Below are 14,275 nucleotides of genomic sequence, written 5' to 3'. Positions count from 1 at the left end.
TCAGTACACGAGTCAATACGTTACTGAATGTGCAAAGGGTTTGGCTGTAGGACACGTCCTGTTCAACCGATGTGGGCGATTATCCGCAAGTGCAGGCGGGCAGTGAAATCAACTCTGACTATGCTGTTGATAGCCAAACACCGCATTGCAACGGAGCGTACGGCGTGGCACAGGCAATTGCGCGCACCAGGACGGTGCGGCAAATCCCCTCGGATTATGCAACCGTTTGATTATCAAGTGTTTATGCCGCTGGCACGGGCCTTGCGAAGGTTCTTGCGTCCGGGTGACAAGGAGTACGGCATGATCCGCACTTATTACGATGAAATGTACGATGGGGCAGGGCAGGTTCGCCCCCATTATCGCGAGTTCGCCCGTTGGTTGGCCGACACCCCTGCCGAACTGCTGGCCCAGCGCCGGCGTGAAGCCGATTTGCTGTTCCATCGCGCCGGCATCACCTTCACCCTCTACGGGGACGAACAAGGCACCGAGCGTCTGATCCCCTTCGATACCATCCCCCGCAGCATTCCGGCGAGTGAATGGCGGGTTGTCGAACGCGGTTGCATCCAGCGGGTCAAGGCGCTGAACCTGTTCCTCACCGACCTGTACCACGACCAACGCATCATCAAGGCCGGCATCATCCCCGCCGAGCAGGTATTGGCCAACGAGCAATACCAACTGGCAATGCAGGGCCTGGACTTGCACCGCGATATCTATTCGCACATCTCCGGGGTGGACCTCGTACGCGATGGCGACGGCACGTACTACGTGCTCGAAGACAACCTGCGCACGCCCAGCGGTGTCAGCTACATGCTCGAAGACCGCAAGATGATGATGCGTCTGTTCCCCGAGTTGTTCGCGGCCCAGCGCATCGCGCCCATCGACCATTACCCCAACCTGCTGCTCGACACCCTCAAAAGCGCCAGCCCCCTGGATAACCCCAGTGTGGTGGTACTGACGCCCGGGCGTTTCAACAGCGCGTTCTTCGAACATGCCTTCCTGGCTCGGGAAATGGGTGTGGAGTTGGTGGAAGGCGCGGATTTGTTCGTGCGCGATGACCGTGTGTTCATGCGCACCACCGATGGGCCCAAGACTGTCGATGTGATCTACCGTCGCCTCGATGATGCATTTCTAGATCCCTTGGCATTCAACCCCGACTCGATGCTCGGTGTACCCGGCCTGCTCGCCGCCTACCGGTGCGGCAATGTGGTGCTGGCCAACGCCATTGGCACCGGAGTCGCGGACGACAAATCGGTTTACCCGTTCGTCACCGAGATGATCCGCTTCTACCTCGATGAAGAGCCGATCCTGCAGAACGTTCCGACTTTTCAATGCCGTAAGCCTGACGAGTTGTCCCACGTACTGGCCAACCTGCCCGACCTGGTGGTCAAGGAAACCCAGGGCTCCGGTGGTTACGGCATGCTGGTTGGCCCGGCCTCTACAACCGCAGAAATCGAAGCGTTCCGGGCGCGTATCAAGGCCAAGCCACACGCCTATATCGCGCAGCCGACCCTGTGCTTGTCCACCTGCCCGACCTTTGTCGAAAACGGCATCGCCCCGCGCCATATCGACCTGCGCCCATTCGTGTTGTCCGGCAAGGACACCCGCGTGGTGCCGGGTGGCCTGACCCGTGTGGCGCTGCGCGAAGGCTCGCTGGTGGTCAACTCGTCCCAGGGCGGCGGAACCAAAGACACCTGGGTGGTCGAGGACTGATGCCATGTTGAGTAGAACTGCCTCGGATTTGTACTGGATGTCACGCTACCTGGAACGTGCCGAAAACCTCGCACGCATGCTCGATGTCAGCTATTCGCTGTCGCTGATGCCCCAGGACGGGCGCGGCGATGGCCTGCACGAATTGGCCATGCCGCTGTTGATCACCGGCACTCTGGACGATTACCACGAGCGCCATGGCCCGTTGCACGCTGAACGCTTGCTGCATTTTTTTGCCCTGGACGCGGCCAACCCGGCAAGCATCTACAGCTGTCTGGGTGCGGCGCGGGCCAGCGCTCACGCGGTACGTGGGCGGATTACTGCCGACATGTGGGAAAACATCAACGCCACTTGGCTGGACATTCGCGATATCGCCCAGCAGGGGCTCAGCCATTACGGCATGAGCCGGTTTTGTGAGTGGGTCAAGGAGCGCTCCCATCTGTTTCGGGGCGCCACGTACGGCACCATCATGCGCAACGATGCCTTCCGCTTTATCCGTCTGGGCACCTTTATCGAGCGCGCCGATAACACCCTGCGCCTGCTGGATGCCCGCTACGAAATGGCCGGCGAACAGGCGGCGGCGGTCAGCGATGGCACGGCTCACGCCTATTACCAATGGAGTGCGTTGCTGCGCGCCCTGTCGTCGTTCGAGGCGTACACCGAGATTTATCGCGATGCACCAGGCGCTCGGCAAGTGGCCGAGCTGCTGCTGTTACGCGCCGATGTGCCGCGTTCGCTGCGTGCTTGCAGCGAAGAGATCGACCAGATCCTCGCGAGCCTGCCAGGCCTCAATGGTCGCCCGGCCCAGCGCCTGGCCGCCGAGATGGATGCGCGCCTGCGCTTTACGGCCATCGACGAAATCCTCGAGGAAGGCCTGCATGCCTGGCTGACCGACTTTATCCCCTTGGTCCGCCAGTTGGGCGACGCCATCTACAGTTCCTACCTGGAGGCGGCATGAGACTCTCCATCAGCCACGACACTACCTACCACTACGAAGACCAGGTGCGCGCCAGCATCCAGTACCTGCGCCTGACGCCCCATGACAGCGAGCGCCAACACGTGCTGAGCTGGCAACTCGACCTGCCGCGCCCGGTGCGGGCACAGGTGGACCCCTTCGGCAATATCTTGCATGTGCTCACGCTGGACGAACCCCACGACGCCATCATCATCGGCGCCCGGGGCGTGGTGGAAATCGATGAATTGCGCGAGGCCGAACACGAAAGTCAGTCTGCCTTTCCGTTCCTGCGCTCCACGCGCCTCACCGAGCCCGACGACGCCCTGCGCGGGTTTGCCGGGCAACACTGCCATCAGCGTCGCGACCGCACGGCGCTTATCGACTTGATGCACGCGCTCAACCACACCATGGTCTACACCCCCGGTGCGACCGACGTCGATACCTGCGCCGCCCAGGCCTTTGCAGGTGCAGCAGGGGTGTGCCAGGACCACACCCATGCGTTCCTGGCCTGCGCACGCAGCCTGGGGATCCCTGCGCGGTATGTGTCGGGGTATCTGTATACTGAAGACAGCACGCACCTGGCCAGCCATGCCTGGGCCGAAGCCTGGCTGGATGACGCCTGGTACAGCTTTGACGTGACCAACCAACTGGCGCGGCCGGAGCGGCACTTGAAGCTGGCCGTCGGCCTGGACTACCTCGACGCCTGCCCGGTCCGGGGCATGCGCCGTGGCGGTGGGCATGAGCAGATGCACGCCAAGGTATTCGTGGCGCCGCAGCAATGACCGATAACGGTAGGAGCGAGCTTTGATCGTTCCCACGCTCTGCGTGGGAATGCAGCCCAGGACGCTCCGCGTCCCATAGCGTGACGCAGAGCATCACGAGAGGCGTTACCACGCAGAGCGTGGGAACGATCGAGAATGCCACCGTGGCGCATAGACGCCTCGGCTTGGGCGAGTCCATCCAATTACAACTTGCGGCCCGCCATATGCCGCAAATACCCCACCAGCAAGTCCAACTCATTGTCTGGCAATACACTGGCTGTAAACGCCGGCATCTTCGCCTGTGGCCAATGCCTCAGGCTTTGCGGGTCGCGGATGTAACGCCTGAGAAAATCGCCGCTGAAATACTCGGTGGGGTTGTAGGGCACATTCAGGTCCGGCCCCATCTGGGCATCACCGCCGCCATTGAGGCGATGGCACGCGAGGCAGTTCTTCTGGAACAACGCGAAGCCTTGGTTGATCGGGTCGTTCGCCGCCAGCTTCGGGTCGGGCAATAACGCCGGGAAACGCTCGCCAACCGTCTGCAACTGTTTGAACCTGGAGACCTGGAACGGCCACTGTTCCGGGCTGATACGTCCGGCTTGAGGGTTGGTCCAGACCAGATAGAACGGTCCGGCGCTGGGCTTGCCCTGTGCCAGTGGTGGCCATGGATGGGCCGGGTCTTCCACGGCCAGCCAGGCGCGGGCGCCGTTTTTTTCCAGCAACGGAGCGGCGGCAAGTTCGGCGGCAAAACCATCAAGGGCAACGGCTTGCAGGTGGTTCGCAGATTTAAGGCCCGGCAAGAGCACCGCGAGGGGCACCGCACGATAGGTCATGTTGCGCTTGTAGGACACATCATCAACGATCTGCACCGTCTGAGCGTCGGGATGCTTGAGCAGCTCGGCGGTCTCCCAGGTTTTGTGGGTGTGGTCCAGCTCGATGGTCAACTGTGCCGCCGCCGCAGGCAGGCTCAGCAGCAGGGCGAAAAGGGCGAGGATCGGTTTCAAGGCACAGGCCCGTTGCGAGAGAGTGAGGGCGCACACGATAACGGAAAACGGCAGGTAAAAAGACAGCCCCTGCAACAGGAGCGCTAAGCGCAATGTCCTGGCAGGTGCTGCCAAAAGCTGCAGGCCTGGTGCGGTGTGTGCACGCAAGCGGGGAGTGTCACCCAATAACCTTGGTTAAATTGGGCAGGATCAGAATCAAGGTGGTGGCGAACAGGATAAGTCCCGCCTGACGTACTTTCGATTGTTTGAACATGGCTGACTGCCTTTTCTTTTGTTGTTATTCCTGAGCGTCAAATGCGTGCCGTTGAAGTCAGTATCGCGAGGTGACGTTGCACTTTTCTTACAGCTGCTCCAGCAAAACCCGGCAGCAGCGTCTTACAGATTCAACCTTAGAGCGCCCGTTCTTTCTGGCTTAGACTCATTTCATATCAGCTAAGAAGTATTTGCGCTAAAAACGGCATGAGGCTTATTGCCATATTGGCGCCAGCCCTAGGGCTAGACAGCTAAAACGATTAATCAGGCATTTCCCGTAGGTACCTACCGTTCGTCCGAGCGAGGGGGTCAAAACCAATGAGCGCATCCGTCATTGAAACCGTGTCAATCGGGCCTAAGGTAGGGGCACACACCCACAGCGGTTCGAGGATGTCATGACCCAAGCTTTGATCTTTGATGCGATACGCACGCCCCGGGGTAAAGGCAAGGCCGACGGTGCCCTGCACAGCGTCAAGCCGGTAAACCTGGTGGCCGGCTTGCTCACGGCGCTGGCGCAGCGCAGCGACCTCGACACCCGCCAAGTGGATGACATCGTCCTTGGTTGCGTCACCCCCGTAGGCGACCAGGGCGCCGATATCGCCAAGACCGCCGCGCTGGTGGCCGACTGGGATGTCAGTGTGGCCGGTGTGCAGGTCAATCGCTTCTGCGCGTCGGGCCTGGAGGCGGTGAACCTGGGGGCGATGAAGGTGCGTTCCGGCTTCGAAGACCTGGTGGTTGTTGGCGGCGTCGAGTCCATGTCCCGCGTGCCCATGGGCAGCGATGGCGGCGCCTGGGTGCTCGACCCGCAAACCAATATGCACAGCCACTTCACGCCCCAAGGCATTGGCGCCGACCTGATCGCCACCCTGGAAGGCTTCACGCGCCAGGATGTCGACACCTTCGCCCTACAGTCCCAGCAGAAAGCCGCCAGGGCGCGGGCAGACGGTTCCTTCAATAAGTCGCTGATCGCGGTGCACGACCAGAACGGCATCGTGCTGCTGGACCATGACGAATTTATCCGCGGCGACTCAACCCTCGAGGGCTTGGGCAAGCTCAAGCCGAGCTTCGAAATGATGGGCCAGATGGGCTTCGACGCCACCGCGTTGCGGGTCTATAGCCACGTGGAGCGCATCCATCATGTGCACACGCCGGGCAACAGTTCCGGCATTGTGGATGGCGCCGCGCTGATGCTGATCGGTTCCGAGGCCAAAGGCCGTGAACTGGGCCTGCAACCGCGGGCGCGTATTGTCGCCACGGCGGTGACCAGCACCGACCCGACCATCATGCTCACCGGCCCCGCGCCGGCCACTCGCAAGGCGCTGGCCAAAGCCGGCCTGGGGGTTGAAGACATCGACCTGTTCGAAGTCAACGAAGCCTTTGCTTCGGTCGTGCTCAAGTTCATCAAGGACATGGGCATCGACACCGCACGGGTCAATGTCAACGGCGGCTCCATCGCCATGGGCCATCCCTTGGGCGCCACCGGCTGCGCGATTCTCGGCACCTTGCTCGACGAGCTCGAGGTGCGCCAGCAACGCTACGGCCTGGCCACCTTGTGTGTCGGCGGTGGCATGGGGATCGCCACCATTATCGAACGCCTCTGAGCCTAAGGAATTTGTCATGACCGATGCCATTCGTTACGAAAAAGGCCAGGACCAGATCGTGGTGCTGACCCTCGACATGCCCGGCCAGAGCGCCAACACCATGAACGCCGCCTACCGTGAAGCCATGGCGGCCACCCTCACGCGCCTGGAAGCGGAAAAGGACGAGATCGCCGGGGTGGTGATCACCTCGGCCAAGAAGACCTTTTTTGCCGGGGGCGACCTCAATGAGCTGATCAAGGTCGATAAAGCCCACGCCAAGGCGTTCTACGACAGTGTCTTGGTATTGAAAGCGCAATTACGCCGCCTGGAAACCCTCGGCAAACCGGTGGTGGCCGCGATCAATGGCGCGGCCCTGGGCGGCGGTTGGGAAATTTGCCTGGCCTGCCATCACCGGGTCGCGCTGGACGACAAGTCCGTGCAACTGGGCTTGCCGGAAGTCACCCTTGGCCTGTTGCCAGGGGGCGGCGGCGTGGTGCGCATGGTGCGCATGCTCGGCCTGGAAAAAGCCTTGCCGTATTTGCTCGAAGGCAAAAAGGTGCGGCCCGCCCAGGCCCTGCAAGCGGGCCTGATTGATGAGTTGGCGGCAGATCGCGAGGCATTGCTGGCTCAGTCCCGTGCCTGGGTTCTGGCTAATCCCGACGTCAGGCAACCCTGGGACAACAAGGGCTACGCGATTCCCGGCGGCACGCCGTCCCACCCTAAAGTCGCGCAAATGCTCGCCATTGCCCCATCGATTTTGCGTAGCAAGACCCAAGGCTGCTTCCCTGCGCCGGAGAAAATCCTGTGTGCGGCGGTCGAGGGCGCCCAGGTGGACGTCGACACCGCGCACCTGATCGAAACCCGCTACTTCACCGAACTGGTGACCGGGCAAGTGGCAAAAAACATGATCGGCACCTTCTGGTTCCAGCTCAACCAAATCAACGCTGGCAGCTCGCGCCCGCAGGGCTTTGCGCCTTATGTAACGCGCAAAGTCGGTGTGCTCGGCGCCGGGATGATGGGCGCGGGCATCGCCTATGTCAGTGCCTGTGCGGGTATCGAGGTGGTGCTCAAAGACATCACCCTGGCCTCCGCTGAAAAAGGCAAAGCCCATTCGGCCGCATTGCTGGACAAGAAAGTCAGCCGTGGGCAATTGACCGCCGAACAGCGCGAAACCACCCTGGCGCGCATTCATCCTACTCAGGATGACGCCGACCTGGCCGGCTGCGACCTGATCATCGAGGCCGTATTCGAAGACCGCGCACTCAAGGCCAAGGTTTCGGCCGCGGCGCAAAGCGTGGTGGGGGCCGACGCGGTGATCGCCTCCAACACCTCCACCTTGCCCATCAGCGGCCTGGCCACGGCGGTGCCCGATCAAGCCAAGTTCATCGGCCTGCACTTCTTCAGCCCCGTGGACAAGATGCCCTTGGTGGAAATCATCAAGGGGGCGCGCACCAGCGACGAAACCCTGGCCCGAGGTTTTGACTTCGTACTCCAAATCAAGAAAACCCCGATTGTGGTCAACGACAGTCGCGGTTTCTTTACCTCGCGAGTATTCGGCACCTTTACCAACGAAGGCATCGCCATGCTCGGCGAAGGCGTGGCGGCGCCGATGATCGAGACCGAAGCGCGCAAGGCCGGCATGCCAGTGGGGCCGTTGGCGGTGTCCGATGAAGTGTCCCTCAGCCTGATGAGCCATATCCGACAGCAAACGGCCAAGGACCTGCAGGCCGAAGGCAAGGCTATGCCGAATCATCCGGCGACGGCGGTGATTGATCTGTTGGTGAACGAATACAAGCGCACGGGCAAGGCGGCCGGCGGTGGTTTTTACGACTATCCCGCTGGCGGCCAGAAGCACCTGTGGCCTGAGCTGAAAAACCGGTTCGAACAGCCCGGCAAGCAAATCTCCCCCCAGGATGTGCGTGACCGCTTGCTGTTTATCCAAGCCATCGAAACCGTGCGCTGTGTGGAGGAGGGCGTGTTGATGTCCACGGCGGATGCCAACGTCGGTTCAATCTTCGGCATCGGTTTTGCCGCTTGGAGTGGCGGCGCGTTGCAGTTTATCAACCAGTACGGGCTGAACGACTTCATCGCCCGCGCCCGCTACCTCGCCGAGGAGTACGGGGAGCGCTTCTCGCCGCCGGCGTTGTTGTTGGAAAAAGCCGCAAAAGGCGCGCGGTTTTAGACGTTTCACTGTAGGAGCGAGCTTGCTCGCGAAAAACGCACAGGCAACGCTTTTATCCAGGATACCTGCGTTATCGTTGACGTTCTTCGCGAGCAAGCTCGCTCCTACAGTGAGTGTGGGTACCCATTGAGGGCTTGCTTTGGGGGTGTATTTCAAGGCAGGCTCTGGGGTGTGCAATATTCCCATCGCCGTGTCAGGTATTTTTTATGTCGCTACGCGTCTGCATCCTGGAAACCGATATTCTGCGTCCCGCTTTGATCGATGAGTACCAAGGCTATGGGCAGATGTTCAAGCGCCTGTTCGCCAAGCAACCGATAGCCGCCGAGTTTGTGGTCTACAACGTGGTGCAAGGCGAGTACCCGCCGGATGACGAAGTGTTTGACGCGTACCTGATCACCGGCAGCAAGGCCGATTCGTTCGGTACCGACCCTTGGATCCAGACGCTCAAGACCTACCTGCTCACGCGTTATGAGCGCGGCGACAAGCTGCTGGGCGTGTGCTTCGGCCATCAGTTGCTCGCGCTGCTGCTGGGCGGCAAGGCCGAACGTGCCAGCCAGGGCTGGGGCATGGGCACCCACGCCTACAAACTGGATGCCAAGACGCCATGGATGAGCCCCGAGGTGCCGCAGCTGACGCTATTGATCAGCCACCAGGACCAAGTCACCACCTTGCCAGAAAACGCCACCGTGATCGCCTCCAGCGAATTCTGCCCGTTTGCCGCGTATCACATTGGCGACCAGGTGCTGTGCTTCCAGGGCCATCCGGAGTTTGTTCACGACTATTCCCGTGAGTTGCTGGAAATACTTCAGACAACCCTGGGTGAAAAGGTCTACAGCAACGGCGTGGCCAGCCTGGAGCGCGACCACCACGGCGTGACCGTGGCGGAGTGGATGATGCGCTTTGTGGCGCACCAACCTGAAGCCAAGGCTTAAAGCCAGCCCGAACGCTTGAAGCTGGCCCATAAACCGGTACAGCCCAAGGTAATAAAACCGAGCACCGCAAAATAGCCGTAGTGCCATTGCAGCTCGGGCATGTTCTGGAAGTTCATCCCGTAAATCCCCGCCACCGCCGTGGGGAACGCCAGGATCGCCGCCCACGCGGCGAACTTGCGCTGCACCACGCTCTGGCGCGACGCCTCCAGCAACACACCGATCTCGATGGTCTGGCTGGCAATGTCGCGCAGGGTGGTGAGGTCTTCCATTTGCCGCGTCACGTGGATTTGCACATCACGGAAATACGGGCGCATGTTCTTGTCGATAAACGGGAAGCTCAGCTTCTGCAACTCCTGGCTGATCTCCACCATTGGCGCCACGTGCCGCTTGAGCCGTAACACATCGCGGCGCAGGCCGTGGAGGTGCTGGATATCGCGCTCGTTGAGCGAACTGCACAGCACGTTACGCTCCAACTCATCAATCTCGGCGTGGATCGCCTCGCTCACCGGCTGGTAGTTTTCAGTGACAAAATCCAGCAACGCATAGAGTACGAAATCTTCCCCATGCTCCAGCAACAACGGGCGCGCCTCACAGCGTTGGCGCACAAAGCCGTAGGACGCCGAGTGACCGTTGCGTGCGGTTATGATGTAGCCGTTGCCGGCAAAAATATGGGTTTCGATAAACTCCAGCTTGCCGTTCTCGCGCACCGGTGAGTAGGTGACGATAAACAGCGCGTCGCCGAAGGTTTCCAGCTTCGGGCGGCTGTGTTTTTCCATGGCGTCTTCGATCGCCAGCTCGTGCAGGTTGAACTGGCGTTGCAGGTTGTTCAGTTCCTGGGCGCTGGGTTCTTCCAGGCCGATCCACACAAAGTGCCCAGGTTTGGCGGCCCAGGCCGCGCCTTCATCGAGAGTGATATCCGAGACTTTCTTACCGGCGCTGTAGACGGCAGCCGCAACAACTCTACCCATGGTGCTGATCACTTCTTATCATGAGGACAGATGTTGGGCAGCTTAGCCTGAATGGCGTTCCGTTGTTGCTGGCTGATAACACTGATCGTTCCCACGCTCTGCGTGGGAATGCCGCCCGTGACGCTCCGCGTCACCCTAAGCGGGCGCCTACGCGCGTTGCAGTTCGCGGTCCATCTGTGCAATGCACTCAGCCATCTGCGTCTGACACGTCAGCAGCAACTGAGGGATGTCATCCACCGTCAACCCACAGGTAGGAATCGGCGGCAACGAGCGTATCAGCACACTGCCGCTGTCCCAACGATTGAGCTTCATCTGCGTCACGTAATTGCTGACACACACCTGCACGATAGGCACACCGGCCGCAATCGCCATATGGAACGCGCCTTTCTTGAACGGCAACAACCCTTTGCCCAGGTTGCGCGTACCTTCCGGGAACACCCAGATTGACGTGTCCTCATGCTGCAAGGTATGCGTGGTCGTCAGCATCGCACGCCGGGCCTTGTGCGCATTGCCACGGTCGATCAGCACATTGCCCGCCAGCCAGAACAACTGGCCGAACAGTGGTACCCATTTCAGGCTTTTCTTGGCGATGCAGACCGTGCGGTGGGGTACTACATTGCCGAACACAAACAAATCGTAATTGGACTGATGGTTGGCGATCACCACGCAGGTACCGGGCTTGTCGCGCAGCGAGTCGACGTCGGTCTTCACGTTCAAGCCCAAGATCCGCATGGCCGGCAACGCATAGAGGCGAGCGCAGAGACGGCTGTTGTCCGGGTTGAACGGCCGGCACACACCGACCAGCACACCCAGCACGCCAGCGATCATAAAATGCAGGCTCATCAACAACATACGCAACAGAAAAAGCATCGACACGGCCCATCGGGACAAAAGGTGGCGCAGTGTACGGATGTGCACTGTATTCGGCAATTGCCCCTACAGACGTAGGAGATAGCCGATGTTTAAGCGCATGTTTCCACATGGGCCGATAACGGCTAGCTAGAGCGGCTACGGAGGTTTCACATTTATAGGTAAGAAAAAGCCCGACTCAAGGTCGGGCTCAGGCACAGCAGGTGTAGGACTTAGCTCAGGCTATGGCCCTGATCCTGGATGATTGCATCGTCCAGGGCTTCAAGCAGTGCGCGGCGCACTTTCAACTTGGTGTGCTTGTGCGCGTTCATATTGATCTTCTTCAACTGCCGCGCTGCTTCCAGTGCTGCAGCGTGCAGTTCTTCGGGTGCCACCACCTTGTCGAGGAAACCGGCGTGCAAGGCGCCTTGCGGATCAAACATTTCGGCATTTATCACCGAACGCTGAAACGCCGACTTACGCAGGCGATCCCGCGCCAACTCGATACCGGCGTGGTGCATGGTCATGCCAATCGCCACTTCATTCAGGCCAATGCTGAACGGGCCTTCGACGCCAATCCGATAATCGGCCGACAATAACAGGAACGCGCCCTTGGCCACCGCATGCCCAGGGCAGGCCACAATCACCGGGAACGGATGCGCCAACATCCGCCGCGCCAGGGTCGAACCCGAGGTCACCAGGCTGATTGCCTCTTTAGGGCCGGCCGTCATCACCTTCAAATCATAACCACCCGACAAAATCCCCGGCGTGCCCGTGATGATCACCACCGCCCGATCCTTCTCGGCCTGATCCAGCGCCGCATTAAACTCACCGACCACCGCCGGAGAAATGGCATTCACCTTGCCGTTGCTCAGGGTCAGGGTCGCGATACCGTCTTCGAAGTGGTAGGCAATCAACTCACTCATGACGCGGTTCCTTGTAGGGCTTGTTATAGAGATAGATGCGCAGACGTTACTCACCACGCCCGTGCGGGTAAAGCGCCGTGACTGACTACCCAGTCAGGCTTTTCCTGCATCCCCAAGGGTAGACGCCCCGGAGCAGGGCGCAGCAAGCGCTCCAGACGCGTGCCGCCGCTGCCTGAGAATGGCACAATCACCACCCCTTGCCGGACGGTGAATGGCATAACGGTCTAACCGCATGAAAATTCTGAAAAAAACCTTTGCCATCAGAAAGGCTTTCGACTACATTAGCGCGCCTCGACAGACTGAACTGGTTTGACGAGATACGGTGAAGTGTCCGAGTGGCTTAAGGAGCACGCCTGGAAAGTGTGTATACAAGAAATTGTATCGAGAGTTCGAATCTCTCCTTCACCGCCAAATTCGATGTAAACAAAACCCCTGGTTTCGAAAGAAACCAGGGGTTTTGTGATTTCTGGGGTTTGAAAAGTACAACTTTTATCAGCTCAGTTGTCTGACCTTTCAGTCTGCGGCCCCATGAAGTCACACCCTATGCCTAAGCCCGCCCTCAATGCCTATGCCGATGATGCACATCCGGAAAGTGCGCATGGCTATGCCTCATCACTCCATGCGCATGCTCATGGCTATGAGGCACCTTCGAGTCCCACTCAAACCCATGCTCATGTTGATGATGCTCATCATGCACATGCCAGTGCCCATGTTGCGTTGCCTCATGCACATGCTCATGGGCATGCCGCTCCGTCAGGTGCAGCCACACGCCCACGGCCATCAGCGCCGAGGCAATCCAGAAGGCGACGGTCACCGACTCGCCAAACACCAGTAACGCCACTGCAGCACCGAGAAAGGGTGCCGTGGAGAAGTAAGCGCCGGTGCGCGCGCTGCCCAGCCCGCGGAGGGCCAGCACGAACATCACCAGGCTGATGCCATAGCCGAGGAAACCTACCAGTAGAATCGGCGCCAGTTGCGCCATGCCGGGAATCTGCGCCCCGAGGTAAAGTGCCAGGCTGCAATTGACCAGCCCCGCAATCAAGCCTTTGGCTCCTGCGATAAACAATGCGTCAGACGCGGACACTTTGCGCGTGAGGTTGTTATCGATCCCCCAGCACAAACACGCCAGCGCAACGGCAAGCGGTCCGGTCCAGTCTTGGCGGCTGCCGTCGGCACCGGACCCTGACAACACCACGCCGCCCAGCACAATGGCGAGCATGCCGAGGACGATGCGTCGGTCGGCGTTTTCGCGGAACACGACCCAGGCGATCACGGCGGTCAGTACCGACTCAAGGTTGAGCATCAGGGAGGCGCTGGCGCTGGTGGTGCGGGTCAGGCCGAACATCAGTGCAACGGGGCCGAGGAGGCCGCCGAAGGCGATGGCGCCAAGTAGCCAGGGCCATTCCGATGGGGTTAGTCCGGTAGGTTTCCAGCCGCGATCACGGATCAAGCGCACACCGGCAAGGCCAATGCCGCTGCCGAGGTAGAGCAGGCCGGCGAGCAGGATGGGCGAGAGGCCCAGGCCAAGACTTTTGGCGAGCGGGGTGCTGGCGCCGAACAGGGCGGCGGCCGCGAGGGCGTAAATGATGCTGAGGTTCATGGGCCATCCTCGAAAGTCAGGCCCATGATACGTCGCTCGCCGGGGTCAGCGCCCTGGCAATTTCGTACTTTATTGCGCGGTTTTCAGCTTGATCACATCACCGGAGATTTTGGTGGTGTAACCGTTCAATACCCAAGCCCAGAACCACTTTTCCTGCACTTGTGTGTTGATCAACGCGTCGCCGCCCTTGGCCTTGATGGCTGCATCCTGGGCGCGTACGAAGCGGTTGTTCTGGCCGATGGGGATAACACCCAGCAGCATGATGCCGGTGGCGCTGGCTTCGCTGTGGCCGAGGACGGTGTATTGGCTGGCGTCGTATTGCTGGGTTTTCATGGCGGTGCCGGTGCAACCTGCCAGGGTGAAACCAAGTACGGCTGCTGCAACGACTTTACTGACGTATTTCACTCATAACTCCATAGGTTCAATCTCGAGATTCAATTCTCGGGGGGGGGCGACACTCTAAGCGCTCAGTTGGCAGATTGAAATCAATCAGCGAGGCTGGGTCGCAGTCTGGCGGGTACTGCGCGGTGATCCCATTGCAGCCTGGTTGGGGCTCGAC

General features: G+C 60.2%; 13 protein-coding genes and 1 tRNA gene. 7 read left to right on the top strand and 7 right to left on the bottom strand.

Annotation, left to right across the window (positions count from 1 at the left end):
* Positions 1 to 300: 300 nt before the first annotated feature.
* The 3 genes from AC07S6_RS02150 to AC07S6_RS02140 are packed head-to-tail and all read left to right on the top strand — an operon-like array spanning position 301 to position 3,444.
* Positions 301 to 1,710: a circularly permuted type 2 ATP-grasp protein gene (locus AC07S6_RS02150; protein WP_197883254.1), complete on the top strand. Its 1,410-nt coding sequence runs from the start codon at positions 301 to 303 to the stop codon at positions 1,708 to 1,710.
* A gap of 4 nt (positions 1,711 to 1,714) precedes the next feature.
* Entirely contained in the window at positions 1,715 to 2,665 is a 951-nt protein-coding gene (locus AC07S6_RS02145) for an alpha-E domain-containing protein (RefSeq protein ID WP_034126756.1), read from the top strand.
* The gene (locus AC07S6_RS02140) at positions 2,662 to 3,444 is read left to right on the top strand and encodes a transglutaminase family protein (protein WP_032901589.1); all 783 of its coding nucleotides are present in this window, start codon (positions 2,662 to 2,664) and stop codon (positions 3,442 to 3,444) included. Before AC07S6_RS02145 ends, AC07S6_RS02140 begins: the two co-directional genes overlap by 4 nt.
* A gap of 182 nt (positions 3,445 to 3,626) precedes the next feature.
* On the opposite strand, the gene AC07S6_RS02135 is transcribed toward AC07S6_RS02140, so the two are convergent.
* Positions 3,627 to 4,427: a c-type cytochrome gene (locus AC07S6_RS02135; protein ID WP_054897218.1), complete on the bottom strand. Its 801-nt coding sequence runs from the start codon at positions 4,425 to 4,427 to the stop codon at positions 3,627 to 3,629.
* A 647-nt stretch (positions 4,428 to 5,074) separates the two neighbouring features.
* Here AC07S6_RS02135 and AC07S6_RS02130 point away from each other — a divergent pair.
* From AC07S6_RS02130 to AC07S6_RS02120, 3 genes are all read left to right on the top strand, one after another.
* Entirely contained in the window at positions 5,075 to 6,280 is a 1,206-nt protein-coding gene (locus AC07S6_RS02130) for an acetyl-CoA C-acetyltransferase (protein WP_495111579.1), read from the top strand.
* Between the two features lie 16 nt (positions 6,281 to 6,296).
* Positions 6,297 to 8,441: a 3-hydroxyacyl-CoA dehydrogenase NAD-binding domain-containing protein gene (locus AC07S6_RS02125; RefSeq protein ID WP_495111578.1), complete on the top strand. Its 2,145-nt coding sequence runs from the start codon at positions 6,297 to 6,299 to the stop codon at positions 8,439 to 8,441.
* A 206-nt stretch (positions 8,442 to 8,647) separates the two neighbouring features.
* A complete protein-coding gene (locus AC07S6_RS02120) occupies positions 8,648 to 9,373 on the top strand; it encodes an amidotransferase (RefSeq protein ID WP_032901593.1) in 726 nt (241 codons plus the stop codon).
* Here the strand turns inward: AC07S6_RS02120 and AC07S6_RS02115 are convergent.
* The 4 genes from AC07S6_RS02115 to AC07S6_RS02100 all read right to left on the bottom strand — a co-directional run bounded on the left by AC07S6_RS02115 (position 9,370) and on the right by AC07S6_RS02100 (position 12,334).
* A complete protein-coding gene (locus AC07S6_RS02115) occupies positions 9,370 to 10,341 on the bottom strand; it encodes a magnesium and cobalt transport protein CorA (RefSeq protein WP_003193449.1) in 972 nt (323 codons plus the stop codon). The genes AC07S6_RS02120 and AC07S6_RS02115 overlap by 4 nt on opposite strands.
* 147 nt (positions 10,342 to 10,488) lie before the next feature.
* Positions 10,489 to 11,211, bottom strand: coding sequence for a 1-acylglycerol-3-phosphate O-acyltransferase (locus AC07S6_RS02110; RefSeq protein ID WP_236453097.1), 723 nt, complete (start codon positions 11,209 to 11,211; stop codon positions 10,489 to 10,491).
* Positions 11,212 to 11,423: 212 nt separating this feature from the next.
* The gene (locus tag AC07S6_RS02105; protein ID WP_495111577.1) at positions 11,424 to 12,116 is read right to left on the bottom strand and encodes a crotonase/enoyl-CoA hydratase family protein; all 693 of its coding nucleotides are present in this window, start codon (positions 12,114 to 12,116) and stop codon (positions 11,424 to 11,426) included.
* Between the two features lie 50 nt (positions 12,117 to 12,166).
* The gene (locus AC07S6_RS02100; RefSeq protein WP_183146268.1) at positions 12,167 to 12,334 is read right to left on the bottom strand and encodes a hypothetical protein; all 168 of its coding nucleotides are present in this window, start codon (positions 12,332 to 12,334) and stop codon (positions 12,167 to 12,169) included.
* A 103-nt stretch (positions 12,335 to 12,437) separates the two neighbouring features.
* Here AC07S6_RS02100 and AC07S6_RS02095 point away from each other — a divergent pair.
* A tRNA-Ser gene (locus AC07S6_RS02095) sits at positions 12,438 to 12,527 on the top strand.
* A 148-nt stretch (positions 12,528 to 12,675) separates the two neighbouring features.
* Here AC07S6_RS02095 and AC07S6_RS02090 read toward each other — a convergent pair.
* Together AC07S6_RS02090 and AC07S6_RS02085 are read right to left on the bottom strand one after the other, a co-directional pair.
* Positions 12,676 to 13,716, bottom strand: coding sequence for a DMT family transporter (locus AC07S6_RS02090; RefSeq protein ID WP_495111576.1), 1,041 nt, complete (start codon positions 13,714 to 13,716; stop codon positions 12,676 to 12,678).
* Positions 13,717 to 13,785: 69 nt separating this feature from the next.
* Positions 13,786 to 14,121, bottom strand: coding sequence for a hypothetical protein (locus tag AC07S6_RS02085; RefSeq protein ID WP_003193349.1), 336 nt, complete (start codon positions 14,119 to 14,121; stop codon positions 13,786 to 13,788).
* Positions 14,122 to 14,275 lie beyond the last annotated feature (154 nt).

Source organism: Pseudomonas sp. GW821-FHT07B01 (assembly GCF_059419065.1).
Note: the sequence above shows the minus strand (reverse complement) of the source record. Positions and strands in the feature narration are given on the sequence as shown.

Excerpts from the sequence above, each read along its gene's own strand:
- AC07S6_RS02130 (WP_495111579.1), top strand. The coding sequence starts at position 5,075 with ATGACCCAAGCTTTGATCTTTGATGCGATACGCACGCCCCGGGGTAAA.
- AC07S6_RS02110 (WP_236453097.1), bottom strand. The coding sequence starts at position 11,211 with ATGCTTTTTCTGTTGCGTATGTTGTTGATGAGCCTGCATTTTATGATC.
- AC07S6_RS02145 (WP_034126756.1), top strand. The coding sequence starts at position 1,715 with ATGTTGAGTAGAACTGCCTCGGATTTGTACTGGATGTCACGCTACCTG.
- AC07S6_RS02120 (WP_032901593.1), top strand. The coding sequence starts at position 8,648 with ATGTCGCTACGCGTCTGCATCCTGGAAACCGATATTCTGCGTCCCGCT.
- AC07S6_RS02105 (WP_495111577.1), bottom strand. The coding sequence starts at position 12,116 with ATGAGTGAGTTGATTGCCTACCACTTCGAAGACGGTATCGCGACCCTG.
- AC07S6_RS02090 (WP_495111576.1), bottom strand. The coding sequence starts at position 13,716 with ATGAACCTCAGCATCATTTACGCCCTCGCGGCCGCCGCCCTGTTCGGC.
- AC07S6_RS02125 (WP_495111578.1), top strand. The coding sequence starts at position 6,297 with ATGACCGATGCCATTCGTTACGAAAAAGGCCAGGACCAGATCGTGGTG.
- AC07S6_RS02100 (WP_183146268.1), bottom strand. The coding sequence starts at position 12,334 with ATGCCATTCACCGTCCGGCAAGGGGTGGTGATTGTGCCATTCTCAGGC.
- AC07S6_RS02150 (WP_197883254.1), top strand. The coding sequence starts at position 301 with ATGATCCGCACTTATTACGATGAAATGTACGATGGGGCAGGGCAGGTT.
- AC07S6_RS02115 (WP_003193449.1), bottom strand. The coding sequence starts at position 10,341 with ATGGGTAGAGTTGTTGCGGCTGCCGTCTACAGCGCCGGTAAGAAAGTC.
- AC07S6_RS02140 (WP_032901589.1), top strand. The coding sequence starts at position 2,662 with ATGAGACTCTCCATCAGCCACGACACTACCTACCACTACGAAGACCAG.